Source organism: Bradyrhizobium sp. SZCCHNS3002 (assembly GCF_032377435.1).
Classification (GTDB): domain Bacteria; phylum Pseudomonadota; class Alphaproteobacteria; order Rhizobiales; family Xanthobacteraceae; genus Bradyrhizobium.
Genome location: NZ_JAUHHY010000002.1, coordinates 339,172 through 364,264 on the forward strand (window position 1 = coordinate 339,172; position 25,093 = coordinate 364,264).

The 25,093-nt window shown below is 65.8% G+C and carries 20 protein-coding genes; 6 read left to right on the top strand and 14 right to left on the bottom strand.

Features of this window, described 5'->3' with window-relative positions; translation table 11 throughout:
• Positions 1 to 37 precede the first annotated feature (37 nt).
• Positions 38 to 1,570, bottom strand: coding sequence for a F0F1 ATP synthase subunit alpha (atpA, locus tag QW845_RS05945; protein ID WP_172112905.1), 1,533 nt, complete (start codon positions 1,568 to 1,570; stop codon positions 38 to 40).
• A complete protein-coding gene (locus tag QW845_RS05950) occupies positions 1,570 to 2,130 on the bottom strand; it encodes a F0F1 ATP synthase subunit delta (protein WP_315800691.1) in 561 nt (186 codons plus the stop codon). Before QW845_RS05950 ends, atpA begins: the two co-directional genes overlap by 1 nt.
• Before the next feature lie 77 nt (positions 2,131 to 2,207).
• Between QW845_RS05950 and QW845_RS05955 the strand changes: the two genes are divergently transcribed.
• Positions 2,208 to 2,549 carry a hypothetical protein gene (locus QW845_RS05955; protein WP_315800692.1) on the top strand — a complete coding sequence of 114 codons (342 nt, stop codon included), beginning with the start codon at positions 2,208 to 2,210 and terminating at the stop codon, positions 2,547 to 2,549.
• A gap of 235 nt (positions 2,550 to 2,784) precedes the next feature.
• Positions 2,785 to 3,330 (top strand): septal ring lytic transglycosylase RlpA family protein, encoded by a 546-nt coding sequence (locus tag QW845_RS05960; protein ID WP_315800693.1) that lies wholly within the window; start codon positions 2,785 to 2,787, stop codon positions 3,328 to 3,330.
• A 120-nt stretch (positions 3,331 to 3,450) separates the two neighbouring features.
• Here the strand turns inward: QW845_RS05960 and QW845_RS05965 are convergent, their stop codons facing one another.
• Complete coding sequence (locus QW845_RS05965) at positions 3,451 to 5,661, bottom strand: primosomal protein N' (RefSeq protein WP_315800694.1); 2,211 nt, start codon at positions 5,659 to 5,661, stop codon at positions 3,451 to 3,453.
• Between the two features lie 434 nt (positions 5,662 to 6,095).
• Here QW845_RS05965 and QW845_RS05970 point away from each other — a divergent pair, with 434 nt between their 5' ends.
• Together QW845_RS05970 and QW845_RS05975 are read left to right on the top strand one after the other, a co-directional pair.
• Positions 6,096 to 6,998 (top strand): tyrosine recombinase XerC, encoded by a 903-nt coding sequence (locus QW845_RS05970; RefSeq protein WP_409997875.1) that lies wholly within the window; start codon positions 6,096 to 6,098, stop codon positions 6,996 to 6,998.
• An 82-nt stretch (positions 6,999 to 7,080) separates the two neighbouring features.
• Complete coding sequence (locus QW845_RS05975; protein ID WP_315800696.1) at positions 7,081 to 7,671, top strand: DUF4337 domain-containing protein; 591 nt, start codon at positions 7,081 to 7,083, stop codon at positions 7,669 to 7,671.
• Positions 7,672 to 7,860: 189 nt separating this feature from the next.
• On the opposite strand, the gene QW845_RS05980 is transcribed toward QW845_RS05975, so the two are convergent.
• The 11 genes from QW845_RS05980 to QW845_RS06030 form a co-directional block, all read right to left on the bottom strand.
• The gene (locus QW845_RS05980; protein WP_315800697.1) at positions 7,861 to 8,400 is read right to left on the bottom strand and encodes a hypothetical protein; all 540 of its coding nucleotides are present in this window, start codon (positions 8,398 to 8,400) and stop codon (positions 7,861 to 7,863) included.
• A gap of 130 nt (positions 8,401 to 8,530) precedes the next feature.
• A complete protein-coding gene (lpdA, locus tag QW845_RS05985) occupies positions 8,531 to 9,934 on the bottom strand; it encodes a dihydrolipoyl dehydrogenase (protein ID WP_315800698.1) in 1,404 nt (467 codons plus the stop codon).
• Between the two features lie 45 nt (positions 9,935 to 9,979).
• A complete protein-coding gene (locus tag QW845_RS05990; RefSeq protein ID WP_315800699.1) occupies positions 9,980 to 10,726 on the bottom strand; it encodes an SDR family oxidoreductase in 747 nt (248 codons plus the stop codon).
• Positions 10,727 to 10,792: 66 nt separating this feature from the next.
• Complete coding sequence (gene odhB, locus QW845_RS05995; RefSeq protein ID WP_315800700.1) at positions 10,793 to 12,034, bottom strand: 2-oxoglutarate dehydrogenase complex dihydrolipoyllysine-residue succinyltransferase; 1,242 nt, start codon at positions 12,032 to 12,034, stop codon at positions 10,793 to 10,795.
• A 136-nt stretch (positions 12,035 to 12,170) separates the two neighbouring features.
• On the bottom strand, positions 12,171 to 15,128 hold the full coding sequence (locus QW845_RS06000; protein WP_315800701.1) for a 2-oxoglutarate dehydrogenase E1 component: 2,958 nt from the start codon (positions 15,126 to 15,128) through the stop codon (positions 12,171 to 12,173).
• Between the two features lie 139 nt (positions 15,129 to 15,267).
• On the bottom strand, positions 15,268 to 16,152 hold the full coding sequence (sucD, locus tag QW845_RS06005) for a succinate--CoA ligase subunit alpha (protein WP_172112915.1): 885 nt from the start codon (positions 16,150 to 16,152) through the stop codon (positions 15,268 to 15,270).
• A gap of 55 nt (positions 16,153 to 16,207) precedes the next feature.
• Entirely contained in the window at positions 16,208 to 17,404 is a 1,197-nt protein-coding gene (gene sucC, locus QW845_RS06010; protein WP_315800702.1) for an ADP-forming succinate--CoA ligase subunit beta, read from the bottom strand.
• Positions 17,405 to 17,531: 127 nt separating this feature from the next.
• Positions 17,532 to 18,500 carry a malate dehydrogenase gene (gene mdh, locus QW845_RS06015; RefSeq protein WP_315800703.1) on the bottom strand — a complete coding sequence of 323 codons (969 nt, stop codon included), beginning with the start codon at positions 18,498 to 18,500 and terminating at the stop codon, positions 17,532 to 17,534.
• A 227-nt stretch (positions 18,501 to 18,727) separates the two neighbouring features.
• Positions 18,728 to 19,909 carry a cell division protein ZapE gene (zapE, locus tag QW845_RS06020; protein WP_315800704.1) on the bottom strand — a complete coding sequence of 394 codons (1,182 nt, stop codon included), beginning with the start codon at positions 19,907 to 19,909 and terminating at the stop codon, positions 18,728 to 18,730.
• 191 nt (positions 19,910 to 20,100) lie between these two features.
• A complete protein-coding gene (gene thpR / locus QW845_RS06025) occupies positions 20,101 to 20,640 on the bottom strand; it encodes an RNA 2',3'-cyclic phosphodiesterase (RefSeq protein ID WP_315800705.1) in 540 nt (179 codons plus the stop codon).
• Between the two features lie 205 nt (positions 20,641 to 20,845).
• Positions 20,846 to 21,478, bottom strand: coding sequence for an arylesterase (locus tag QW845_RS06030; RefSeq protein WP_315800706.1), 633 nt, complete (start codon positions 21,476 to 21,478; stop codon positions 20,846 to 20,848).
• Positions 21,479 to 21,533: 55 nt separating this feature from the next.
• Here QW845_RS06030 and QW845_RS06035 point away from each other — a divergent pair, with 55 nt between their 5' ends.
• Both QW845_RS06035 and QW845_RS06040 read left to right on the top strand, forming a co-directional pair.
• The gene (locus tag QW845_RS06035; RefSeq protein WP_315800707.1) at positions 21,534 to 22,271 is read left to right on the top strand and encodes an ABC transporter ATP-binding protein; all 738 of its coding nucleotides are present in this window, start codon (positions 21,534 to 21,536) and stop codon (positions 22,269 to 22,271) included.
• Positions 22,268 to 24,838 (top strand): ABC transporter permease, encoded by a 2,571-nt coding sequence (locus QW845_RS06040; protein WP_315800708.1) that lies wholly within the window; start codon positions 22,268 to 22,270, stop codon positions 24,836 to 24,838. Before QW845_RS06035 ends, QW845_RS06040 begins: the two co-directional genes overlap by 4 nt.
• Positions 24,839 to 25,093 lie beyond the last annotated feature (255 nt).

The window sequence follows — 25,093 nt, forward strand, 5'->3', positions numbered from 1 at the left end:
TGGATGGCCGGCCGGAGCCGGCCACGACCTCTAGCGATCAGGCGAAGGTCTTGGCGAAGCCTTCGACCACCGCCTTCAGCTTGGCGGCGCTGTCGTCGGACAGATCCTTGCTGTCGCGGATCGCGTTCAGGAGGTCGGCATTCTTGCCGCGCAGCAGCGACAGGAGGCCGTCCTCGAAGGCGCGCACCTTGCCGAGCGGAAGCGCGTCGAGATAGCCGTTGGTGCCGGCCCAGATCACGCAGACCTGCTCTTCCATCTTCAGCGGCGAGAACTGCGGCTGCTTCAGGAGCTCGGTCAGGCGCGAACCACGGTTCAGCAGGCGCTGGGTCGAGGCGTCGAGATCGGAGCCGAACTGCGCGAACGCGGCCATCTCGCGGTACTGCGCCAGCTCGCCCTTGATCTTGCCGGCGACCTTCTTCATCGCCTTGGTCTGCGCCGAGGAGCCGACGCGCGACACCGACAGACCGACGTTCACCGCAGGACGAATGCCCTGGAAGAACAAATCGGTCTCCAGGAAGATCTGGCCGTCGGTGATCGAGATGACGTTGGTCGGAATGTAGGCCGACACGTCGTTGGCCTGCGTCTCGATGACCGGCAGCGCGGTCAGCGAGCCCAGACCATGGTCCTTGCCGAGCTTCGCAGCGCGCTCCAGCAGGCGGGAGTGCAGGTAGAACACGTCGCCCGGATAGGCTTCGCGGCCCGGCGGGCGGCGCAGCAGCAGCGACATCTGGCGATAGGCGACGGCCTGCTTGGACAGATCGTCATAGATGATGACGGCGTGCATGCCGTTGTCGCGGAAGTACTCGCCCATCGTGCAGCCGGTGAACGGCGCGAGATACTGCATCGGGGCCGGATCGGAGGCGGTCGCGGCGACGACGATCGAGTATTCCAGCGCGCCCTGCTCCTCGAGCACCTTGACGAACTGGGCGACGGTCGAGCGCTTCTGGCCGACGGCGACGTAGACGCAGTACAGCTTCTGGCTCTCGGGAGCGCCAGCGACGTTCAGCGGCTTCTGGTTCAGGATGGTGTCGAGCGCGATCGCGGTCTTGCCGGTCTGGCGATCGCCGATGATCAGCTCGCGCTGGCCGCGGCCGACCGGGATCAGGGCGTCGATTGCCTTCAGGCCGGTGGCCATCGGCTCGTTGACCGACTTGCGCGGAATGATGCCGGGCGCCTTGACGTCCACGCGCTTGCGCTCGGTGAACTGGATCGGACCCTTGCCGTCGATCGGGTTGCCGAGCGCGTCGACGACGCGGCCGAGCAGGCCCTTGCCGACCGGCGCGTCCACGATGGCGCGGGTGCGCTTGACGGTCTGGCCTTCCTTGATCTCGCGGTCGGCGCCGAAGATGACGACGCCGACGTTGTCGGTCTCGAGGTTCAGCGCCATGCCGCGGGTGCCGTTCTCGAACTCGACCATCTCACCGGCCTGGACGTTGTCGAGACCGTAGACGCGGGCGATACCGTCGCCGACGGACAGCACCTGTCCGACTTCGGTGACTTCGGCTTCCTGCCCGAAATTCTTGATCTGGTCCTTGAGGATCGCGGAAATTTCCGCGGCGCGGATGTCCATCAGCCTGCCTCTTTCATCGCGTGCTTGATCGAGTTGAGTTTGGTGCGAAGCGAACTATCGATCATGCGGCTGCCGAGCTTGACGACGAGCCCGCCGATAATCGCTGGATCGACTTTCACGTTGAGCGCGACGTCCTTGCCGGTCACCGTCTTCAGTGAGGCCTTCAAGGCGTCGAGATTCTTGTCCGAGAGCGGCTCGGCGACGACGACGTCGGCCGTGGCCTCTCCCTTATACTTGGCGACCAGCGCGTTGAAGGCGCGGATCACGTCGGCGACCGCGAACAGGCGGCGGTTGGTGGTCAGCACACGCAGCACGTTGGCGGCGACGCCGGCGATGCCGGCCTTGTCCAGCACCGCATTGAGCGCCTTGAGCTGCACGTCCGCGCCGAACACCGGGCTGCGGACCAGGCGCTTGAGGTCGGCGCTCTCATCGAGAAGGGCATTGAACTTGTCGAGATCGGCCTTGACCGCATCGACGGACTTTTCGTCACGGGCCAGTTCAAACAGGGCCGTCGCGTAACGACCGGACACACCGGATACGGAGGGATCTTCAGCAGCCACAGACGTGCTCTTTTTATATGCGCCCAACCCACAAGAGGGACACCGGCGCGCCGCTGCGGCGCAAACCAGTTAAGCCCTTGGAATTCAAGCAGGACTTTGATTTTCGATCGCCGCGAGAGCAGCTTGATCACGAAAAGCGGCGCTTTGCTAACATAGCGTACGCGCAGCCGCAACAAGCGGTGGCCCGCTATTCGGCACCTTGTTGCCGCGCTGCGGTCGGAGCCCGGGACGGACCCGGAAACGGCGCGATCGCCGCCGGCGATGCACCCCGAACCCAGTACCGACGATCCGCGTATTCGTTCCGCCTGTTGCTGCATGGCCGCTATGTCCGTTTGGCCTTGACTGCCGCCTTGGCCGCTCCAGCGGCGATCGGCCGGATCGATATCAATTACTTGGCAACATCTTCACAACCTCAATGACGACTTAACACGACAGTACTTAAAAGTATTAATGAGTTAATGAAGCGTTAAACGGGCGGATTACGGAATTTTCGGTGATGAAGATCACCAGTCCCAAGATATTCCGATCCGAGCGGAACAATTTCTACTGCCCCATTCGTGCCTCATTGCGACATCAAACGGCGCGCGCCTCAACACCTGACGGGGGTCCACTGGCTGCAGAACGCAGCAATACTGTTTCGAGGGACAGATCCAGATGCTGAAACTGAAGAACCTCTCGGCTGGCAAGATCGCCGGCTCGCGCACCGCGCTCGCTGTTGCCGTGACGCTGATCGTCGGCGGCAGCGCCACCGAAGCCTCGGCCCGGTCCAGGCACCACCATCATCACGCGCGCCACCACCATCATCACATGGCGCGCCATGCGGCTCAGCCCGCAGCCGACGCGTTCTCGAACGGCTGGTCGAACAATTCCTCCTGGATGAACTCCAACGCATCGGTCGCGCCGTCGTCCGGAACGGGCCGCACCTTCTCCGGGATGGCATCGTACTACGGCAACGAGTCAGGCAGCCGCACCGCATCCGGCCAGCGCATGAACGCCAATGCCATGACCTGCGCCCACCGCTCGCTGCCGTTCGGCACCAAGCTGCGCGTCACTCATGGCGGCCAGAGCGTCATCGTCACTGTCAACGACCGTGGCCCATTCATCCGCGGCCGTGTGCTCGACCTTTCGACGGGCGCCGCCCGCGCCATCGGCCTGACCCGCGCCGGCGTCGGCCGCGTCACGGCCGAGGTGGTGTCGTAAGTCACCCATCTATCCGCGCGTCATTGCGAGCGCAGCGAAGCAATCCAGGGCTCCTTTGGGACTCTGGATTGCTTCGTCGCTTCGCTCCTCGCAATGACGGCGGTGATGGCGTGCCTTGTGCTACAAGAAGCTCTGCGGGTCGACGTCGACCTCGAGCTTGAGATTGCCCCTGGGCTTCTCCGCATGCGCCAGCCAGTGGCGCAGATAATCCGACAGATCGAAATTGCGCGCCGACTTGAGCAGCAGCCGGAAGCGGTAGCGGCCCTTGATGACGGCGAGCGGCGCCTCGGCCGGTCCGAGCAGCAGCACGCCCTCCTCTGAAGGCGCTGACGCCGCCAGCCGGCGCGCGAAGCCCTCCGCGGTCGGCCTGTCCCCTGCCGAAATGATCAGGCTCGCCAGCCGGCCGAACGGCGGGTAACCCGTGCGCTCGCGAACGTCGATTTCGCTGGTGTAGAAGGCCTCGCGGTCGCAGGCGATCAGCGCCTTCATGACGGGATGCTCGGGCTGGTGCGTCTGCAGATAGCCCCTCCCCCTGCCCTGCTCGCGGCCGGCACGGCCGATCACCTGGTTGAGGAGCTGCCAGGTGCGCTCGGCGGCGCGCGGATCGCCGTTGCCGAGACCGAGATCGGCGTCGACCACGCCGACCAGATTGAGCCGAGGGAAGTTGTGGCCCTTGGCCACGAGCTGGGTGCCGATGATGAGGTCGACGCGGCCTTCCGCGATCTCCGTGAGTTCGGCGCGCATGGTCTCGATCGAGGTGATCAGGTCGCTCGACAGCACCATGCTGCGCGCGTCGGGAAACAGCGCGGCCGCCTCCTCCTGCAGCCGCTCGACGCCCGGGCCGACCGCGACCAGCGATTCCTCGGCGGCGCAATGCGGACAGGCCGGCGGCCGGGCCATCGAGAACCCGCAATGGTGGCAGACCAAGCGCTGGCGAAAACGATGGTCGACCAGCCAAGCGTCGCAGATGGTGCAAGCAAAACGGTGGCCGCAGGCGCGGCACAGGGTCAGCGGCGCATAGCCGCGGCGATTGAGAAACAGCAGCGCCTGCTCGCCGCGCTCGATCGCGGTGCGGATCTCGCCCGCGAGCCGCGGCGAGATGTAGCGGCCGCGCGGCGGCGGCTCGCGCCTGAGATCGATCGCCTCGATGTGCGGCATGTGCTGGCCGCCGAAGCGCGACGGCAGCGCGACGCGCTGGTAGCGGCCCTTGCGCGCATTGACCTCGGTCTCGACCGAGGGCGTCGCTGACGCCAGCACCACCGGGAATTTGGCGATGTGGCCGCGCACCACCGCCATGTCGCGGGCGTGGTAGTGCGCGCCCTCGTCCTGCTTGTAGGCCTGGTCGTGCTCCTCATCGACGACGATCAGGCCGAGATCGGCGTAGGGCAGAAACAGCGCCGAGCGCGCGCCGACCACGACCGGCGCCTCGCCGGCGGCGATGGCCGCCCAGTTGCGCTGGCGCGTGCGCGGCGTCAGCTCGGAATGCCATTCCAGCGGGCGCACACCGAAACGGCGCGAGAAGCGGTCGAGGAACTGCCCGGTCAGCGCGATCTCCGGCATCAGGATCAGCGACTGCCGGCCGCGGCGGACGGTCTCGGCCACCGCCTCGAAATACACCTCGGTCTTGCCGGAGCCGGTGACGCCATCGAGCAGCGCGACCTGAAAGCCGGCATTGGCAGCCAGCGCCCGCATCGCCTCGACGCCGGCCAACTGTGCATCGAAGAACTCGGGCTGGGCGAAGGAGGGGTCCGGCGTCGGCGGCGGCAAGGCCCGCGGCATCGCCTCGACCGTCAGCGTCCCCTCGTCGACCAGGCCGTCGATCACGCTGCCGGAGACGCCGATCTCGCGGACGAGGTCGGACTTTCCGTGCAGCAGGCCATCCGACACCGCCTCGATCACCCGCCGCCGCGCTGGCGTCAGCCGCTTTGGCGGCTCGCCGACCAGCCGGACGCCGAGGCGAACGCGCTCCGGCCCGAGATGCTCGCCCATGCGAAGGCACATCCGCAGCACCATGCCGCGCGGCGACAGCGTGTAATTGGCGACCCAGTCGACCAGCGACCGCAGCTCCGGCTTGAGCGGCGGCACGTCGAGCTTCTCGCTGACGTCCTTCAGCCTGTTGTGCAGTCGCGGATCGGGATTGGCGTTCTCCGCCCACACCACCGCCAGCACCTCGCGCGGCCCCAGCGGCACGCCGACGACATCGCCGGGCTTCAGCGCCATGCCGCGCGGCACGCGGTAGGAATACGTGTGGTCGAGCGCGACCGGAACCAGCACGTCGACCACGCCGGCCGTGCTGACTGCACCTGGAAAGAGATCGGTCGGGCGGTCCATGAGGGCGGAGATAGCCTTGCTCGGGCTGAAGCGAAAGCCGCCCGGCAAAGTTAGCGAACGGTAAAGGACGAGGATGCGATATATATAGATGAACCGACGGGTTGAGACCGAGCTTCTCGCCGCGAGCGCCGCTGCGCTCCCTCGCCCCGCTCTTGCGGGGAGAGGGCTGGGATGAGGGGCAGACGCACGGGACGTGTTCGCCGTGAGACCTGTACCCCCTCACCCGGATTGCATCTGACGATGCAATCCGACCTCCCCCCCGCAGGCGGGGAGAGGCGCAGACCGCATTCGCGGCGGCCGACAAGCTCGCAGGACCTCGTCTCATCGCTGGGCACGCACGCATGGCAAAGCAGACGCGACCACCTGAAACGGATGCCGACGATGCGCCGGAGCTCTCCGACCTGATCGGCGCCGATGACGGCGTGGTGCGCGCGATGATGCAGTGGCTGGCGCATCTGCGCAGCGAGCGCCGGCTGTCCCCGAAGACGGTCGAGGCCTATGCCCGCGACCTGCGGCAATGCCTGCAATTCCTCTGCACCCATTGGGGTGAGCCGGTGACATTGGCGCGCTTTGCGGTGCTGGAAGCCGCCGACATCCGGGCCTTCATGGCGATGCGGCGCGCCGACGACATCGCCGGACGCTCCCTGATGCGGACGCTGGCAGGCTTGCGCTCGTTCGATCGTTTCCTGGAGCGCGAGGGCAAAGGCAAGGTCGGCGCCCTCTCGGGAATCCGCGCGCCAAAGATCGCCAAGAGCCTGCCGAAGCCGCTGCCGATGGACGCCGCCAAGCGCCTCGCCGATGCCGACGAGCGTGCCGGCGAGACCCGCGAGACCTGGGTGCTGGCGCGCGACGCCGCGGTCATGGCGCTGCTGTATGGCTCCGGCCTGCGCATCTCCGAGGCGCTCGGATTGAAACGCCGCGAGGTGCCGCGGCCGGGCGAAGGCGACGTGCTGGTCGTGACCGGCAAGGGCAACAAGACGCGCATGGTGCCGGTGCTGCAGAACGTGCTGCAGCTGATCGACGAGTACGCCAGGCTCTGCCCCTACCCGCTTCCGGGAGCTGGGCCGATGTTCGTCGGCGCCAAGGGCGGTCCGTTGAGCCCGCGCATCATTCAGCTCGCGATGGAGCGGCTGCGCGGCGCGCTCGGCCTGCCCGACAGCGCCACGCCGCACGCGCTGCGCCACTCCTTCGCCACGCACCTGCTGTCGCGCGGCGGCGATCTGCGCGCGATCCAGGAGCTGCTCGGCCACGCCTCGTTGTCGACCACGCAGATCTATACCGGCATCGATTCTGAACGGCTGCTGCAGGTCTACGCGTCGGCGCATCCGCGGCGCTGACACCGTTCCGTCACATCGTTTCCCTTGCGCGACCACCGTGGTTCCGGCAATCGTCTCCCTCGCTTGATCCGGAGGGGAACAGATGAGCGCACATGAGAGCATGGAGCATGCGGAGCACGCCGAGCATGCGTCCGGCGAGAACAAGAAGATCGCGCTGCTGATCGCCGTCATCGCGCTGTTCCTGGCGCTGTCGGAAACGCTCGGCAAGGGCGCGCAGACCGAATCGATCAGCAAGAACGTCGAGGCATCCAACCTCTGGGCCTTCTTCCAGGCCAAGACCGTGCGCCGCACCGTGGTGCAGACCGCGGCCGAGCAGGGCAAGCTGAACCTGCCGGCGCTGCCGGACGAGGCGGCCAAGGCGGCGTTGCAGAAGCAGATCGATGACTGGCAGAAGAATGCCGCGCGCTATCGTTCGGAGCCGGAGACCGGCGAAGGCAGCGAACAATTGGCCGAACGCGCCAAGCATGCCGAGCACGAGCGCGACGAGGCGACGGCGAAATATCACCACTACGAATTGGCGTCAGCCGCTTTCCAGATCGGCATCGTGCTGGCGTCGGCGACGATCATCACGGGAATGATCGTTCTGGCCTGGGCCTCCGGTGGGCTCGCGCTGATCGGGATCGCCATGACGCTGCTCGGCCTGTTTCAGCCGCATCTCTTGCATCTGCATTAGCCACGAAAGCCGTCATTCCGGGGCAAGGCCACAGGCCTTGAACCCGGAATCTCGAGCTTGGCTTGCGTTCATTCTCAACAATCTCGAGATTCCGGGCTCAATCGCCCGCGCGCTGACGCGCACTGACGACTGCCCCGGAATGACGACGGATGTGACGAAGCAAACCACGTGGCAGGATGACGTTCCAGATCAGCGCGCCTGCACGCTGCGGCGGAAGCGCAGGATCTGGCGAACCACGCGGGCCGACCAGCCGCGGGTATTGCCCCGAAGCAACTCGCCGACGACCTCACGGACACGCTGCTTGATCGGCTCGACGAGGGCCGAGGCTTTGCTGCGCAGCGTGAGCACGGCCTCATACAGCCAGGCGAACCAGCCCATCTGCAGCAGCTTGCTGCGCGTGACGTCGAAGATGAATGCGGTGACACCGACACCGACGATCTTGCCGGACACGATCGTGGCCAGCGCGAGCTTCCACTGATGGTGCATCAGCAGCCACATGCCAAGCAGCTTGAGCGGAAACAACAGCACGACCGGCACGACGAAGACGATCAAGGTCAGCGCCGGAGACAGCGTTTCGATCCGCGCGGCAAGCCAGTGCTTCAAGCTCCGCAGCGGAATCGCGGCGACCATGCGCGCCACGACCGGCTCCAGATGGTCCCACAGCCAAGCCTCGATCAGGAAGATGATCGCAAGCAGAACCCAGAACGGCTGAAGCAGGCGGCGCAGCATCGGACTCCATCTCCGCCGGGCCCCGAGGGTTGAGGCCGCTATGACGATAGGACCTCGCGCCTTGCCGTTCGGTTCAGCGTCATAAGCGGGGCGTTTTGTCGCACCCACCTAAGGCGCCTCCGGGCGTCCATCACATATGGATGGCCCGCTTACCCACCGCAAGCGCGGCTTCCTTGACGGCCTCCGAGCGCGTTGGATGCGCGTGGCAGGTGCGCGCAAGATCCTCGGCAGAGCCACCGAACTCCATCAATACGGCGGCCTCGTGAATTATTTCCCCGGCTTCGCGGCCGATGATATGGGCGCCAAGCACGCGATCGGTCTTCGCATCGGCGAGGATCTTCACGAAACCGTCAGTGGTCTGGTTGACCTTGGAACGGCCGTTCGCGGTAAACGGAAACTTGCCGACGGTATAGGCGACGCCGGCCTGCTTCAGCTCGTCCTCGGTCTTGCCGACGGAGGCCACTTCGGGCGTGGTATAGACCACGCCCGGAATGACGTCGTAGTTCACGTGGCCGGCCTGGCCCGCGAGAATCTCCGCGACAGCGACGCCCTCGTCTTCGGCCTTGTGCGCGAGCATCGGGCCCGCGACGACGTCGCCGATGGCGTAGACGCCGGGCACGCTGGTCGCGAAATGATGATCGATCTGGACGCGGCCGCGATTATCGATGATGACGCCCGCTTCCTGCAGACCGAGTCCCTCGGTGTAGGGCACGCGGCCGATCGCCACCAGCACGACATCGGCTTCGATCTTTTCAGCCGCTCCGCCCGCTGCGGGCTCGATGGTCGCCGACAGCGTCGCGCCCGACGTGTCGACGCCGGTGACCTTGGCGCCGAGCTTGAACGCAAAGCCCTGCTTCTCGAGGATGCGCTGAAATTGTTTTGCGATCTCGCCGTCCATGCCGGGCAGGATGCGGTCGAGGAATTCGACCACGGTGACCTTGGCGCCAAGCCGGCGCCACACCGAGCCAAGCTCGAGCCCGATCACGCCGGCGCCGACCACCAGCAGGCTCGACGGCACCTTGTCCAGCGACAGCGCGCCGGTCGAGGACACGATGCGCTTCTCGTCGATCTCGATGCCCTTGAGGCGCGCGATGTCCGAGCCGGTGGCGATGACGATGTTCTTGGTCTCGACGGTCTGCGCAGCACCGTCATTGCCGGTGACCTGCAGCTTGCCGGTGCCGAGGATCTTGCCCTTGCCGACGAGCACGTCGATCTTGTTCTTCTTCATCAGGAACTCGACGCCCTTGACGTTGCCGTCGATGCCCTGCTGCTTGAAGTTCATCATCGCCGGCAGATCGATCTCCGGCGCCGGCACCTTGATGCCCATCTTGGCGAAGGAGTGCCCGGCCTCCTCGAACAGCTCCGAGGCGTGCAGCAGCGCCTTCGACGGCATGCAGCCGACATTGAGACAGGTGCCGCCGAGGGTGGCGTTCTTCTCGACCACGGCCACCTTCATGCCGAGCTGCGCAGCGCGGATGGCGCAGACATAACCACCGGGGCCGGTGCCGATGACGACGAGATCGTAGTTAGCCATGATCGAATGTTCCGTAAGCTTTGTAGTCAGAGATGATGACGGTCGTCAGCGTCCGCCCGACACGTCGAGAATGGCCGAAGTGACATAGGAGGCCTCGTCCGACAGCAGCCAGACGATGGCATTGGCGATTTCCTCCGCGGTGCCGACGCGCTTCATCGGCACCATCGGCGCGAGGCGATGGGCGCGATCGGGCTCGCCGCCGGAGGCGTGAATGTCGGTATCGATCAGGCCGGGGCGAATGGCGGCGACGCGGATGCCCTCGCTCGCGACCTCGTGGGCCAGACCGATGGTGAAGGAATCGATCGCCCCCTTCGAGGCGGCGTAGTCGACATAGGTGTTCGGCGAGCCGAGCTTGGCGGCGACCGACGACAGGTTGATGATGACGCCACCCTGGCCGCCATGCCGCGTCGACATCCGCTTCACGGCCTCGCGGGCGCAGAGGATGCTGCCGGTGACGTTGACCGCCATCAGCCGCTCGATGCGCTCCGCGCTCATCTCGTCGACGCGCGAGGTCGGGCCGACGATGCCGGCATTGTTGATGAGCGCGCCGAGCGTGCCGAACTTGTCGGCGGCCTTGAACAGCGCGAGGATGTCGTGCTCGCGGCCGACGTCGCATTTGACGGCGATCGCCTTGCCGTTCTTGGCCTCGATCGCGGCGACCGTGCTCTGCGCTGCCGCCTCGTTCGAGGCGTAGCCGACCACGATCTTGAAGCCGCGCGCCGCGGCGGCAAGGGCAGTGGCGCGGCCGATGCCGCGGCTGCCGCCGGTGATCACTGCAACCCTGTCGGTCATGCTGGCCCCCGTTAGGTCTGAGGCGCGCTGCCAGGCGCGCCTCAATTCGTCAAGTCGTCGTTCGCCTCAGAGATCCAGCACCAGCCGCGCCGGATCTTCCAGGCTCTCCTTGACGCGCACCAGGAAGGTCACGGCTTCCTTGCCGTCAATGACACGATGGTCGTAGGACAGCGCCAGATACATCATCGGCCGGACCTCTATCTTGCCGCCGACCACCACCGGCCGTTCCTGGATCTTGTGCATGCCGAGAATGCCGGACTGCGGCGCGTTCAGGATCGGGGTCGACATCAGCGAGCCGTAGATGCCGCCATTGGTGATCGTGAAGGTGCCGCCCTGCATCTCGTCGATCTTGAGCTGACCGTCGCGGGCGCGGCGGCCGAAATCGGCGATGCCCTTCTCGATGTCGGCGATCGACTTGTGGTCGCAGTCGCGCACGACCGGCACGACCAGTCCCTTGTCGGTGCCGACGGCGACGCCGATGTGGTAGTAGTTCTTGTAGATGAGATCGCTGCCGTCGATCTCGGCGTTCACGGCCGGGATGTCCTTCAGCGCCTGCACGACGGCCTTGGTGAAGAAGCCCATGAAGCCGAGCTTCGAGCCGTGCTTCTTCTCGAACACATCCTTGTACTGGCTGCGCAGCGCCATGACGTTGGTCATGTCGACCTCGTTGAAGGTCGTCAGCATCGCTGCGGTGTTCTGCACGTCCTTGAGGCGGCGCGCGATGGTCTGGCGCAGCCGGGTCATCTTCACGCGCTCCTCGCGCGCGGCGTCATCCGCCGGCGACGGCGCACGCACTTGCACGGAAGCCGCCGGCTGATTGACCGGGGTCGGGGCGGAGGCGGCGCGCTCGATCGCCGCCAGCATGTCGCCCTTGGTGACGCGGCCATCCTTGCCAGAGCCCGGCACGGTGGTGGCATCGACGCCGCTCTCGGCGGAGAGCTTGCGCACCGACGGGGCCTGCGGCGTATCGGCGGGCAGCGCCTTGGCCGGCGCTGGAGCGGCAGCAGGGGCAGCCGCGGCGGGCTTCGCCGGAGCCGCGGCGGGAGCAGCAGCGGCCGACTTCGCAGCGGCCGCGCCATCGGTGATCTGGCCGAGCAGCGCGCCGACGGCGACGGTCTCGCCATCCTTGGCGATGATCTCACCCAAGGTGCCGGCCGACGGCGCGGGCACCTCGATCGTCACCTTGTCGGTCTCGAGCTCGACGAGGGGCTCGTCGACCGCCACGGCGTCGCCGGCCTTCTTGAACCAGCGGCCGATGGTGGCTTCGGTGACGGATTCACCCAGCGTCGGAACGCGAATTTCAGTCATGGTCTTTGTCCTCAATAACCCGTGCGGTCATAAAGCCGGTCCGCCATCGCCTTGCGGCGGGCAAGCGATGCGGGACGGACGATCAACGCGATGTACTTGCGCCCCGCAGGTTGCGGGGCGCGTCAAAAAGGCAGGTTCAGTTCAAGGCTTCGTCGAGCAGCGCCTTCAGCTGGGCGAGATGCTTCGACATCAGGCCCGTCGCGGTCGCTGCAGAGGCGGCACGGCCGGCATAGCGCGGACGCTTGCTCTTGCCGCCGGTCTGGTTCATCACCCATTCCAGATAGGGCTCGATGAAGTGCCAGGCGCCCATGTTGCGCGGCTCTTCCTGGCACCACACCACTTCGGCGTTCTTGAAGCGGCCGAGCTCGGCGACCAGCGCCTTGAGCGGCACCGGATAGAGCTGCTCGACGCGCATCAGGTAGACGTCGTTCAGCCCGCGCTTCTCGCGCTCGTCATAGAGGTCGTAATAGACCTTGCCCGAGCACAGCACGATGCGGCGGATCTGCTCGTCCGGCACCAGCCTGGTCTTGTCGTCCGCCTGCATCTGCGCGTCATCGTACAGGATGCGGTGGAACGTCGTACCCTTGGCGAGCTCCTCGAGCCGCGACACCGCGCGCTTGTGGCGCAGCAGCGATTTCGGCGTCATCACGATCAGCGGCTTGCGGATCTCGCGATGCAACTGTCGCCGCAGCACGTGGAAGTAGTTCGCCGGCGTAGTCGGATAGACCACCTGCATGTTGTCCTCGGCGCACATCTGCAGATAGCGCTCGAGGCGTGCCGACGAATGCTCGGGGCCCTGGCCCTCGTAGCCGTGCGGCAGCAGGCAGACCAAGCCGGACATGCGCAACCATTTACGCTCACCCGACGAGATGAACTGGTCGAACAACACCTGGGCGCCGTTGGCGAAGTCGCCGAACTGCGCCTCCCACAGGGTCAGCGCGGTCGGCTCGGCGAGCGAATAGCCGTATTCGAAGCCGAGCACGGCTTCTTCGGACAGCAGTGAGTTGATGACCTCGAAGTGGCCCTGCTCCGGCGCCAGATGGTTGAACGGCGTGTAGCGGCTCTCGTCCTCCTGGTCGATCAGCACCGAATGGCGCTGCGAGAAGGTGCCTCGCTCGCTGTCCTGACCGGAGAGACGAACCTTGTGGCCTTCGAGCAGCAGCGAACAGTACGCCAGCGCTTCGCCGGTCGCCCAGTCGAGCCCGATGCCGCTGTCGATCGCCTTGGCGCGGTTCTCGAGGAAGCGCTGGATCGTCCGGTGCACGCGGAAGCCGTCCGGCACCTTGGTGATCTTGCGGCCGATCTCCTTGAGGCGGTCGATCTCGACGCCGGTGACGCCGCGGCGCGCCTCCTCCTCCTGGTCGGCGGATTTGAAGCCTGCCCACTTGCCGTCGAGCCAGTCGGCCTTGTTCGGACGATAGGACGTACCGGCCTCGAACTCGGCGTCGAGACGGGCGCGCCAGTCGGCCTTGGCCTTCTCGACCTCGCCCTCGGTCATGACGCCTTCGGCGACCAGGCGCTTGGAGTAGATCTCCAGGGTCGACGCATGGGCGCCGATCTTCTTGTACATCACCGGCTGGGTGAAGGCCGGCTCGTCGCCTTCGTTGTGGCCATGCCTGCGGTAGCAGAACATGTCGATCACGACCGGCTTGTGGAATTTCTGCCGGAACTCGATCGCGACCTTGGCCGCGAACACCACGGCCTCGGGATCGTCGCCGTTCACGTGGAAGATCGGCGCGTCGATCATCTTGGCAACGTCGGACGGATACGGCGACGACCGCGAATAGCGCGGATAGGTCGTGAAGCCGATCTGGTTGTTGACGATGAAATGAATCGAGCCACCCGTCCGGTAGCCCTTCAGGTCTGATAGCGCGAAGCACTCCGCCACGACGCCCTGGCCGGCGAACGCCGCGTCGCCATGCATCAAGAGCGGCAGCACCGAGATGCGCATGTCCGGCGGATCGCCGTGCTGGTCCTGCTTGGCGCGGACCTTGCCGAGCACCACGGGATCGACGATCTCCAGATGCGACGGATTGGCAGTCAGCGACAGGTGGATGCGGTTGCCGTCGAACTCGCGGTCCGAGGAGGCGCCGAGGTGATACTTGACGTCGCCGGAGCCTTCGACCGCGTCAGGATTGGCCGAGCCGCCCTTGAACTCGTGGAACAGCGCGCGGTGCGGCTTTCCCATCACCTGGGTCAGCACGTTGAGGCGGCCGCGATGCGGCATGCCGAGCACGATCTCCTTCACGCCGAGATTGCCGCCGCGCTTGATGATCTGCTCCAGCGCCGGAATCAGCGACTCGCCGCCGTCGAGGCCGAAACGCTTGGTACCCGTGAACTTGACGTCGCAGAACTTCTCGAAGCCTTCGGCCTCGATCAGCTTGGTCAGGATCGCGCGACGGCCCTCGCGGGTGAACGAGATTTCCTTGTCCGGTCCCTCGATGCGCTCCTGGATCCAGGCCTTCTGCGCCGCGTTCGTGATGTGCATGAACTCGACGCCGAGCGTCTGGCAGTAGGTGCGCTCGCAGATCGCGACGATCTCACGCAAGGAGCCGTATTCGAGGCCGAGCACGTGATCGAGGAAGATCTTGCGGTCGTAGTCAGCCTCGGTGAAGCCGTAGGAGCGCGGATCGAGCTCTTCGCGGTTGCGCGGCGCCTCGATGCCGAGGGGATCGAGCTTGGCGTGGAAGTGGCCGCGCATGCGGTAGGCGCGGATCAGCATCAACGCGCGGACGGAGTCACGGGTGGCCTGATTGACGTCGGCCACCGACAGCTCGACGCCCTTTGTCTGGGCCTTGGCGGCGATCTTCTCGCCGACCTTCTTTTCGACCACGGCCCAGTTGCCGTCGAGTGCGGAGGTCAATTCGTCGCGGGGGGAGACCGGCCAGTTGCTGCGCGCCCAGGAGGGGCCCGACGCATTCTTCTGCACGTCGGCCGGCGCGTCCTTCAGGCTCTTGAAGAACTCCTGCCACTCCGGGTCGACCGAAGCGGGGTCCTTCTCATAGCGGGCGTAGATCTCATCGATGTAGGTGGCATTGGTGCCCTGCAGAAAAGATGACAGGGCGAAGGCGGCGTTCGCATCTTGGCGAGACATGGTGGCGTCCTGGTAATTTCGATGCGCCCAATCAAAACGGCGCAATGCCTGACCCGCGGGGGACGCGGATCAGGTTCGGGTTAGGACCGTTTACCTTATTTATTGTAAATATTCGCGCCGAAAAGCACTAAGGCCTGAATCAGGATTTCAACTTTTCGACAAGCGTCTTGCCGAGCCGCGCGGGCGACGGAGACACGGTAATACCAGCCGCTTCCATCGCGGCCGTCTTCGAGCCCGCATCGCCCTTGCCGCCCGAGATGATCGCGCCGGCATGGCCCATGCGACGGCCGGGAGGCGCGGTGACGCCGGCGATGAATCCCACCATCGGTTTCTTGCGGCCGCGCTTGGCTTCGTCCTTGATGAACTGCGCCGCATCCTCCTCGGCCGAGCCGCCGATCTCACCGATCATGATGATCGAGGTCGTCTTGGGGTCGGCCAGGAACATCTCGAGCATGTCGATGAACTCGGTGCCCTTGACCGGGTCGCCGCCGATGCCGACCGCCGTGGTCTGGCCGAGGCCTTCGGACGTGGTCTGGAACACCGCCTCATAGGTCAGCGTGCCCGAGCGCGACACGATGCCGACAGAGCCGGGCTTGAAGATGTTGGCCGGCATGATGCCGATCTTGCACTCGCCGGCGGTCATCACGCCCGGGCAGTTCGGCCCGATCAGGCGCGACTTGGATCCCACAAGCGAGCGCTTGACGCGGACCATGTCCAGCACCGGGATGCCCTCGGTGATGCAGACGATCAGCGGGACTTCGGCGTCAATGGCTTCGCAGATCGCGTCGGCCGCGCCCGGCGGCGGCACATAGATCACCGACGCGTCGGCGCCGGTGGCCTCGCGGGCCTCCTTGACGGTGTCGAAGACGGGCAGGCCGAGATGGGTCGAGCCGCCTTTGCCCGGCGAGGTGCCGCCGACCATCTTGGTGCCATAGGCGATCGCCGCCTCGGAGTGAAAGGTGCCGTTCTTGCCGGTGAAGCCCTGGCAGATGACCTTGGTGTTCTTGTCGATGAGAATGGACATCGTGCTTTCTCTAAAAGCGTTGCGGTGAGGACGAAGCGAGCGCCAGAACCGGCGCTCAGCCTCCCTTGACGGCCTTGACGATCTTCTGCGCGGCGTCGTCGAGATTGTCGGCGGGCAGCACGTTCAGACCGGACTCGCTGATGATCTTCTTGCCGAGATCGACATTGGTGCCTTCGAGGCGCACCACCAGCGGCACCTTCAGGCCGACTTCCTTCACCGCGGCCACGACGCCCTCGGCGATGACATCGCACTTCATGATGCCGCCGAAGATGTTGACCAGGATTCCCTTCACGTTCGGGTCGGCGGTGATGATCTTGAAGGCCGCCGCGACCTTCTCCTTGCTGGCGCCGCCGCCGACGTCGAGGAAGTTGGCGGGCTCCATGCCGTAGAGCTTGATGATGTCCATCGTCGCCATGGCGAGGCCCGCGCCGTTGACCATGCAGCCGATGGTGCCGTCGAGCGCGACGTAGTTGAGGTCGTACTTGGAGGCCTCGATCTCCTTGGCGTCCTCCTCGGTCTCGTCGCGCAGCGCGACGACTTCCGGGTGCTTGAACAGCGCATTGGAGTCGAACGAGACCTTGGCGTCCAGGACGCGCAGCTGGCCCTGCTTGGTGACGACCAGCGGGTTGATCTCGAGCATCGCCATGTCCTTGGCGACGAAGGCGTTGTAGAGCTGGGTGGTCAGCTTCTCGGCCTGCTTGGCGAGGTCGCCGGAGAGCTTCAGCGCCTTGGCGACGGCGCGGCCGTGATGGCCCATGACGCCGGTGGCCGGATCGACCGAGAAGGTGATGATCTTCTCAGGCGTGCTGTGGGCGACGTCCTCGATGTTGACGCCGCCTTCGGTCGACACCACGAAGGCGACCTTCGAGGTCTCGCGGTCGACCAGCAGCGACAGATAGAATTCCTTGTCGATGTCCGAGCCGTCCTCGATGTAGAGGCGGTTGACCTGCTTGCCGTCCGGACCGGTCTGCACCGTCACCAGCGTGGCGCCCAGCATCTGCTTGGCGAACTCGTTGACCTCCTGGATCGACTTGGCGAGGCGGACGCCGCCCTTGTCGCCGGCAGAGGCCTCCTTGAACTTGCCCTTGCCGCGACCGCCGGCGTGGATCTGGCTCTTCACGACCCAGACCGGGCCACCGAGCGTCTTCGCCGCCGCATCCGCGTCCTCCGGACGGAGAACCGGCACGCCCTTGGAAATCGGCACGCCGAACTCGTGCAGCAGTGCCTTGGCCTGATATTCGTGAATGTTCATAAGCGCTTGCTCCCCGAACCCGCGATGGGGTGACGACCAGAATTGTTGTTAGGATGTCTGGTATACCATATACCAAACATCCTGCAACTCGATGTGGGCGAGACTACGCCCCGTGAATGACCCCTGATCAGCGGCCGAGCAGGTCGGGCGCGATCTTCTTGCAGGCGTCGACCAGGCCCTGGACGGCGGCGACCGACTTGTCGAACGCCTCGCGGTCCTTCCCGGCCAGCTCGATCTCGACGATGCGCTCGACACCCTTGGAGCCGATCACGACGGGCACGCCGACATACATGTCCTTGACGCCGAACTCGCCGTTAAGATGCGCCGCGCAGGGCAGCACGCGCTTCTTGTCGCGCAGATAGCTCTCGGCCATCGCGATCGCCGACGCCGCCGGGGCGTAGTAGGCGGAGCCCGTCTTGAGCAGGTTGACGATCTCGGCGCCGCCATTGCGGGTGCGGTCGACGATCTCGTCGATGCGCGCCTGCGAGGTCCAGCCCATCTTGACGAGATCCGGCAGCGGAATGCCGGCGACGGTCGAGTACTTGGTCAGCGGCACCATGGTGTCGCCATGGCCGCCGAGCACGAAGGCAGTGACGTCCTCGACCGAGACGTTGAACTCATCAGCCAGGAAGTAGCGGAAGCGCGCGGAGTCGAGCACGCCGGCCATGCCGACGACCTTCTTCGCCGGAAGGTTCGAGGCCTTCTGCAGCGCCCAGACCATCGCGTCGAGCGGGTTGGTGATGCAGATGACGAACGCATCGGGGGCGTACTTCTTGATGCCGGCGCCGACCTGCTCCATCACCTTCAGGTTGATCGACAGCAGATCATCGCGGCTCATGCCCGGCTTGCGCGGCACGCCGGCGGTGACGATGCACACCTTGGCGTTGTCGAGCGCCTCGTAAGAGTTGGCGCCGGTGAAGTGCGCGTCGAAGCCATCGACCGGCGAGGACTGCGCGATGTCGAGCGCCTTGCCCTGCGGAACGCCTTCGGCAATGTCGAACATCACGACGTCGCCGAGCTCCTTGAGGCCGACGAGGTGAGCCAGCGTTCCGCCGATCTGACCGGAGCCAATCAAAGCAATCTTGTCGCGCGCCATGGCAAATTTTCCTTTGAACCCGAAGGGGTGAGGGAGGTTGAAAAGTCGAGTGGGTGGTTATCCCTTTCGCCCGGGCCGTTCAAGTCACGCTATGGCCAATTGGCGGGCGTGCCTTGATTTCGATCAGGACCGGGCGACGGCTGCTGATGATCCTTTCAGCATGATTGGCGTGGCCTTTTCGCGGCTGTGTGCCCGGCGGCAGGCGCTCGCCAAAACTCCGGTATTTGTCAGGTTTCGACCAACCCCGTGGAAGTCCCGGATGCCGCCGAGTCCTTCCGCCCGTGCGGCAGGGCCAGGTAGGAGTCCGAGCCCATCTCGATCAGGCGCGAGGTGGTCCGCTTGAACTCCATGGCCTCGATGCCCTCGGTCGCGACGTAGAGCGAAATCGGGTCGGCTTCGGCGGACGCGATCAGCTTCACGGCGTTGTCGTAGAGCGTATCGATCAGGGTGATGAACCGCTTGGCGGCATTGCGCTCGGCCAGATCCATGACCGGAACGTGATCGATCAGGATCGTATGATAGTCGTGCGCGAGCCGCAGATAGTCCGAGGCTGCCAGCGGCTTCTCGCAGAGATCGGTAAAACCGAAGCGGGCGACGCCGTTGGCGGAGCACGGGACATGCAGGATACGCCCCTTGATCGTCATGTCGCGCGGCTTGCACTTGGCATGCCCCGTGAGCCGCGCCCAGGCCTTGTCGAGCGCCGCTCGCGCGTCGACATCGGCCGGCACCAGCCACATCTTCACGCCGGCCAGCTTCTCCAGCCGGAAATCGGTGCGCGCATCCAGCCGCATCACGTCCATATGGTCGGCGATCTGCTTGATGAAGGGCAGGAACAGCGCGCGGTTGAGGCCGCCTTTGTAGAGGTCTTCGGGCGCGACGTTCGAGGTCGCCACCACCACGGTGCCGAGCTCGAACAGCCTGGCGAACAGACGTCCCAGGATCATCGCGTCGGCGATGTCGGTGACATGGAATTCGTCGAAGCAGAGCAGCCAGGCCTGATCGAAGATCGCCTGTGCCGTGAGCCCGATCACGTCGGCATCGGCGAGCTCGCCGCGCGCGATGTTCTGGCGGTAGCCGTAGATGCGCTCGTGCACCTCGGCCATGAATTCGTGAAAATGGGCGCGGCGCTTGTGCTCGACGGGACAGCTCTGGAAGAACAGGTCCATCAGCATGGTCTTGCCGCGCCCGACCTCGCCGTGGACATAGAGGCCGTTCGGCGGCTCGCTCTTGTCGGCAAAAAGGCGGCCGAACAAGCCTTGCTTGCGCGTCGGCTTGTAGGTCGAGAGGCGGCGCTCCAGCGCCGCCAGGGCGTCGGCGACCTCGGCCTGGGCGAGGTCGGCCTCGATCGCACCGGTATCGACCAAAGACTGATATTGCGCGCGGAACGCGTCTGACGGAGTGGACAGCATGAGCCCACTCTAGGTCACGAGACTTACGGAAAATGCAATCCGCAAATGGTGGAAGCCGCCATGCGTCGGAGCCGTGAGGTCGTGGTATATGGCACGCAAACGCCGCCGTGACCGTTAGTCCGGGGCTAACGACGTTAGTCTTCGCTCCCGGCCTCAGCGAGCGGCTGGCTTGAACGACCGCGCTCCAGACCTCACCCCGGGGAAAGGTCGTAGGCGTCCTCGACCACGTAGGGGCCACCGCCGGTCGAGGCGCGCGACGAGAACAGCACGAAGCGCTCGGCCGTGAACACGCGGCTCGGGAAATAGCCGCGGACGGAGAGATAGTCGGCGACGTCCTGGCTCGACGCATCGTGCAGCCGCGCCAGCGTGACGTGGGGCACGAATTTACGACCTTCCGGATCGAGCCCGATCCGCTGCATGAGCCGCTCGAGCTCGGCCTGCAGCTCGATCAGGGGGCGGCTCGGCGCGACGTTGGCAACGACGGCGCGCGGCTTGCGGCCGCCGAAGCTGGAGAGACCCTGCACCGTCACTTCGAACGGCTTGCGGTTCACCCGCCACAGCATCGAGGCGATCTCGTTGGCGGAGGCGCCGTCGATGTCACCTATGAAGCGCAACGTCACATGGTAATTTTCGGGATCGATCCAGCGGGCGCCGGGGAGGCCACCCCGCAAACCGGAAAGCGTGTGGCCAACCTCGGCCGGGATTTCCAGTCCAGTAAACAGACGCGGCATCGTTTCAGGACTCCCGATGCTGGAGGCTGATCTCGAAAATTGACGAGATCATGCCTTCGAGAAATGATCGACGACGAATCGCCAATGCATCATTCCTACCGAATTTATATGACTCCGCGACGGAAGGCGGGTTAACGCCGGTAAAAGCTGCGGAAAACCCGGCCCTTAAGGTTATCGCAAATGATCGACGCGGCGCTTCGTTCCGTCATTGCCCACGAAGTGGACGCAGGAATGCTTCCGCCGTAGGCAACATCCGGGACACGATGATGTCGACGCCGGCTGCGGTGGGGTGGATGCCGTCGGCCTGGTTCAGCTTGGGGTCGGCGGCGACACCGTCGAGAAAGAACGGATACAGCGGGACGCCGAATTCCTTGGCCAGATCGGGATAGATCGCGTTGAATTTCGCGGCATAGTCGCTGCCGTAGTTCGGCGGCGCCAGCATGCCGCACAGCATGACGGCGATGCCCCGTGCCTTCAGCCGGGTCACGATCTCGGTCAAGGCCTTGCGCGTCACCGCGGGATCGATGCCGCGCAGCGCATCGTTGGCGCCGAGCTCGACGATGACGGCCTCGGTCCCGTCAGGCACCGACCAGTCGAGCCGGTCGCGGCCTCCGGACGAAGTGTCCCCGGATACGCCGGCATTGGTGAGGTCGATCGGCAGGCCCTGGGCCTGCAACGCCTTCTGCAGCTTGGCTGGAAACGCATCCGAGGCGGACAGGCCAAGACCCGCGCTCAAGGAATCGCCGAGCACGACCAGCTTGATCGGCTTGACGTCGTCAGCGCCCGCAAACGCGGGCCCGACTGTCATCAAGGCGAGCATCAACACGAGTATGTGCACGAAGATATGTCCGCGCCTCTCGACCCGGCTTGCGGAGTTGCCATATGACCGAGCCATGGACAGTCTCATCGAAACCTCGCGTTTGGCCGGCCTTGCGCCGGACACCATTACCATCTCCAACGTCAACCTCTCGCTCGGCACCGGAGCGGCACGTGTTCATATCCTCAAGGACATCAGCCTGCGGGTGGGACAGGGCGAGACGATCGGCCTGATCGGCCCCTCGGGATCGGGGAAGTCCACGCTGCTGATGGTGATGGCGGGGTTGGAACGTCCTGACAGTGGTGAGGTGGTGGTCGGCGGCACCGCTTTCAATGCCCTGGACGAGGACGCCCTGGCCCGGTTCCGGGGTCGCCAGGTCGGCATCGTCTTCCAGTCCTTCCACCTGATCCCGACCATGACCGCGCTGGAGAATGTGGCAGTGCCGCTCGAGCTGGCCGGCCATGCCGGCGCCGCGGAGCGTGCCGCCCGCGAGCTCGAGCAGGTCGGGCTCGGCCACCGTCTGCATCACTATCCGACGCAGCTCTCCGGCGGTGAGCAGCAGCGCGTGGCATTGGCCCGCGCTCTCGCTCCCGACCCCGCAATTCTCGTGGCCGACGAGCCGACCGGCAATCTCGACGAGACCACCGGCCAGCAGATCGTCGACCTGCTGTTCACCAAGCATGCCGAGCGCGGCATGACGCTGGTGCTGGTGACCCATGACAGCGGCCTCGCGCATCGGTGCGACCGGGTGGTGCGGCTGCGCTCGGGACGGATCGAAGCCGAGAGCGACGCACACGAGCAAGCCGACGCATGAGCACGGTGTCCGAACCGATCGCGGGCGGCCGCATGGCCGCGTTGCCGGTGCGCTACGCGCTGCGCGAGCTGCGCGGCGGCTTGCGCGGCTTCTACGTCTTCATCGCCTGCATCGCGCTCGGCGTGCTCGCCATCGCCGGTGTCGGCTCGGTGGCGGCCAGCCTCAATGACGGGCTGGTCCGCGAGGGCCGGACCTTGCTCGGCGGCGACGTCGCTTTCTCGCTGTTTCAGCGCGAGGCCAAGCCCGAGGAGATCGCCTTCCTGCGGACGCGCGGCCAGGTCTCGCTGGCGGCAACCTTGCGGGCGATGGTGCGCGCCGGTGACGCCAAGCTGGCCTTGGTCGAGCTCAAGGCTGTCGACGGCGCCTATCCGCTGCTGGGCAAGGCCGAGCTGCAGCCCGACCTGCCGCTACCGGACATTCTCGCCGAACGCGACGGCGTGTTCGGCGCGGCGGCCGATCCGGCACTGCTGGCGCGGCTCGACCTCAAGGTCGGCGACACCGTCAGCATCGACACCGTCCGCTTCCAGATCCGCAGCGCGCTCCAGGCCGAGCCAGATAAATTGTCCGGCGGCATCGGCCTTGGGCCGCGTTTCCTGATCAGCGAGGCCGGCCTGCGCGCCACGTCGCTGCTGCAGCCGGGCAGCCTGGTGCGCTGGACCTACCGGGTCCGGCTGCCCGACAATGCCAAGGACGACCACGCCGCAGCGTCCTTCATCGCCGACACCCGCCTGACCTTGCCGTCGGCCGGGTGGGAGATCCGCAGCCGCAGCAATGCCTCGCCGCAGCTCGAGCGGACGATCGGCCGCTTCACCCAGTTCCTCACCCTGGTCGGTCTCGCCGCGCTGCTGGTCGGCGGCGTCGGCGTCGCCAACGCGGTCAAGAGCCATGTCGACCGCCGCACCGAGGTGATCGCGGCGTTCAAGGCCCTCGGCGCCACCAGCCGCGACGTGTTCGGCATCTACCTCGTGCAGGTGATGGTGCTCGCCACGATCGGTTCGATCATCGGCCTCTGCGCCGGCGCGACCCTGCCCTTTGCCATCGTCGGGCTGTTCGGCAACATCCTGCCGCTGCCGGTGATCCCGGCTATTCATTCCGACGAGCTGGCGCTGTCCTTCGTCTATGGCCTGCTCACCGCACTGGCGTTCGGTATGTGGCCGCTCGGGCGCGTACGCGACGTGCCGGTGGCGGCGTTGTTCCGCGAGGCGGTCATCGCCGAATGGCACCGGCCGCGCTGGAGCTATCTGGTGCTGATCGCGGGCACCGTCGCGCTGCTGATCGCGGTCGTGATCGGCTTGTCCTACGACAAGCGCATCGCCGCGGTGTTCGTCGTCGCCGCTGCGCTGGTGTTCGTGCTGTTGCGCGGCATTGCCGCCGCGGTGATGGCAATTGCGCGCGCCCTGCCGCGCAGCCGCTTCCCGATGCTGCGGCTGGCGGTCAGCAACATCTACCGCCCGGGCGCGCTGACACCGTCCGTGGTGCTGTCGCTCGGACTGGGTCTCGCGGTGCTGGTCACGATCACCCAGATCGACGGCAATCTGCGGCGCCAATTCCTGGCGCAACTGCCGGAGCAGGCGCCGTCGTTTTTCTTCATCGACGTCCCCTCCGGCGAGGCCGACCGCTTCCGCGGCTTCCTCAAGGACCTCGCCCCTCAATCCGCTGTCGAAGACGTGCCGATGCTGCGCGGGCGCATCGTCGCCGCCCGCGGCGTCCGCGCCGAGGACCTCAAGGCGACGACGGACACCGAATGGGTGCTGCAGAGCGATCGCGGCCTGACCTATACCGCCGAGATTCCCAAGGGCTCGAAGGTGGTCGAGGGCGAGTGGTGGAGCAAGACCTACAGCGGACCGCCGCTGGTCTCGATCGAGAAGCGCATCGCCGACGGCCTCGGCCTCAAGCTCGGTGACGACATCGTCGTCAACGTGCTCGGACGCGATATCACGGCGCGGATCGGCAACATGCGCACCATCGACTGGCAGGGGCTCGGCATCAACTTCGTGCTGGTGTTCTCCCCGAATGCCTTCAAGGGCGCGCCGCACACCCATGTCGCGACCCTGACCGAAGCGCGCTCCGATGCCGCCGAGGATGCCCGTGTCATCCGCAAGGTGGCCGACGCCTTCCCGATGGTGACCAGCGTGCGGGTCCGAGAGGTGATGGAGACCGTGGGCTCGGTGGTCTCCAACCTCGCGCTCGCCATCCGCGGCGCCAGCGCGGTGACCTTGATCTCGGCCATCCTGGTGCTCGGCGGCGCGCTGGCCGCCGGCCACCGCCACCGGGTCTACGACGCGGTCATCCTGAAGACCCTGGGCGCGACGCGGCTGCGGCTGCTCGGCGCCTACGCGCTCGAATATCTGATGATCGGGTTTGCCACCGCCGCGTTCGGCGTCATCGCCGGCTCGGTCTCCGCTTGGCTGATCGTGACCCGGCTGATGACCTTGAGCTTCGCCTGGCAGGCGGGCAGCGCCGCGCTGGTCGTCTTGGCGGCGCTGATCGTGACCGTCGGCCTCGGACTGGCCGGCACCCTGCTCGCGCTGAATCAGAAGCCGGCGACGGTTCTTCGGAATCTCTAGCGGCTTGATCGAGCGGCTTGCGCGCTCATGCCGCACGGTTAACGCGATCTATGGGGCTGGGACGCGTTCGGAGCGACATTCAGCCGCGCGTGGAAGCTTGCGGCGGATATGCTAGTTTCCCATCTAGGGAATGGGCTCAGAGACCTGCCAAAGATGGCGAATTTGCCGATGACGCAAATTTAATATCGATGGCAGCGGGTATGAGATAGGGTTTTTCGAGAACCGGCTGAAGGTCCTGCCAGGATCGGGCTGCCG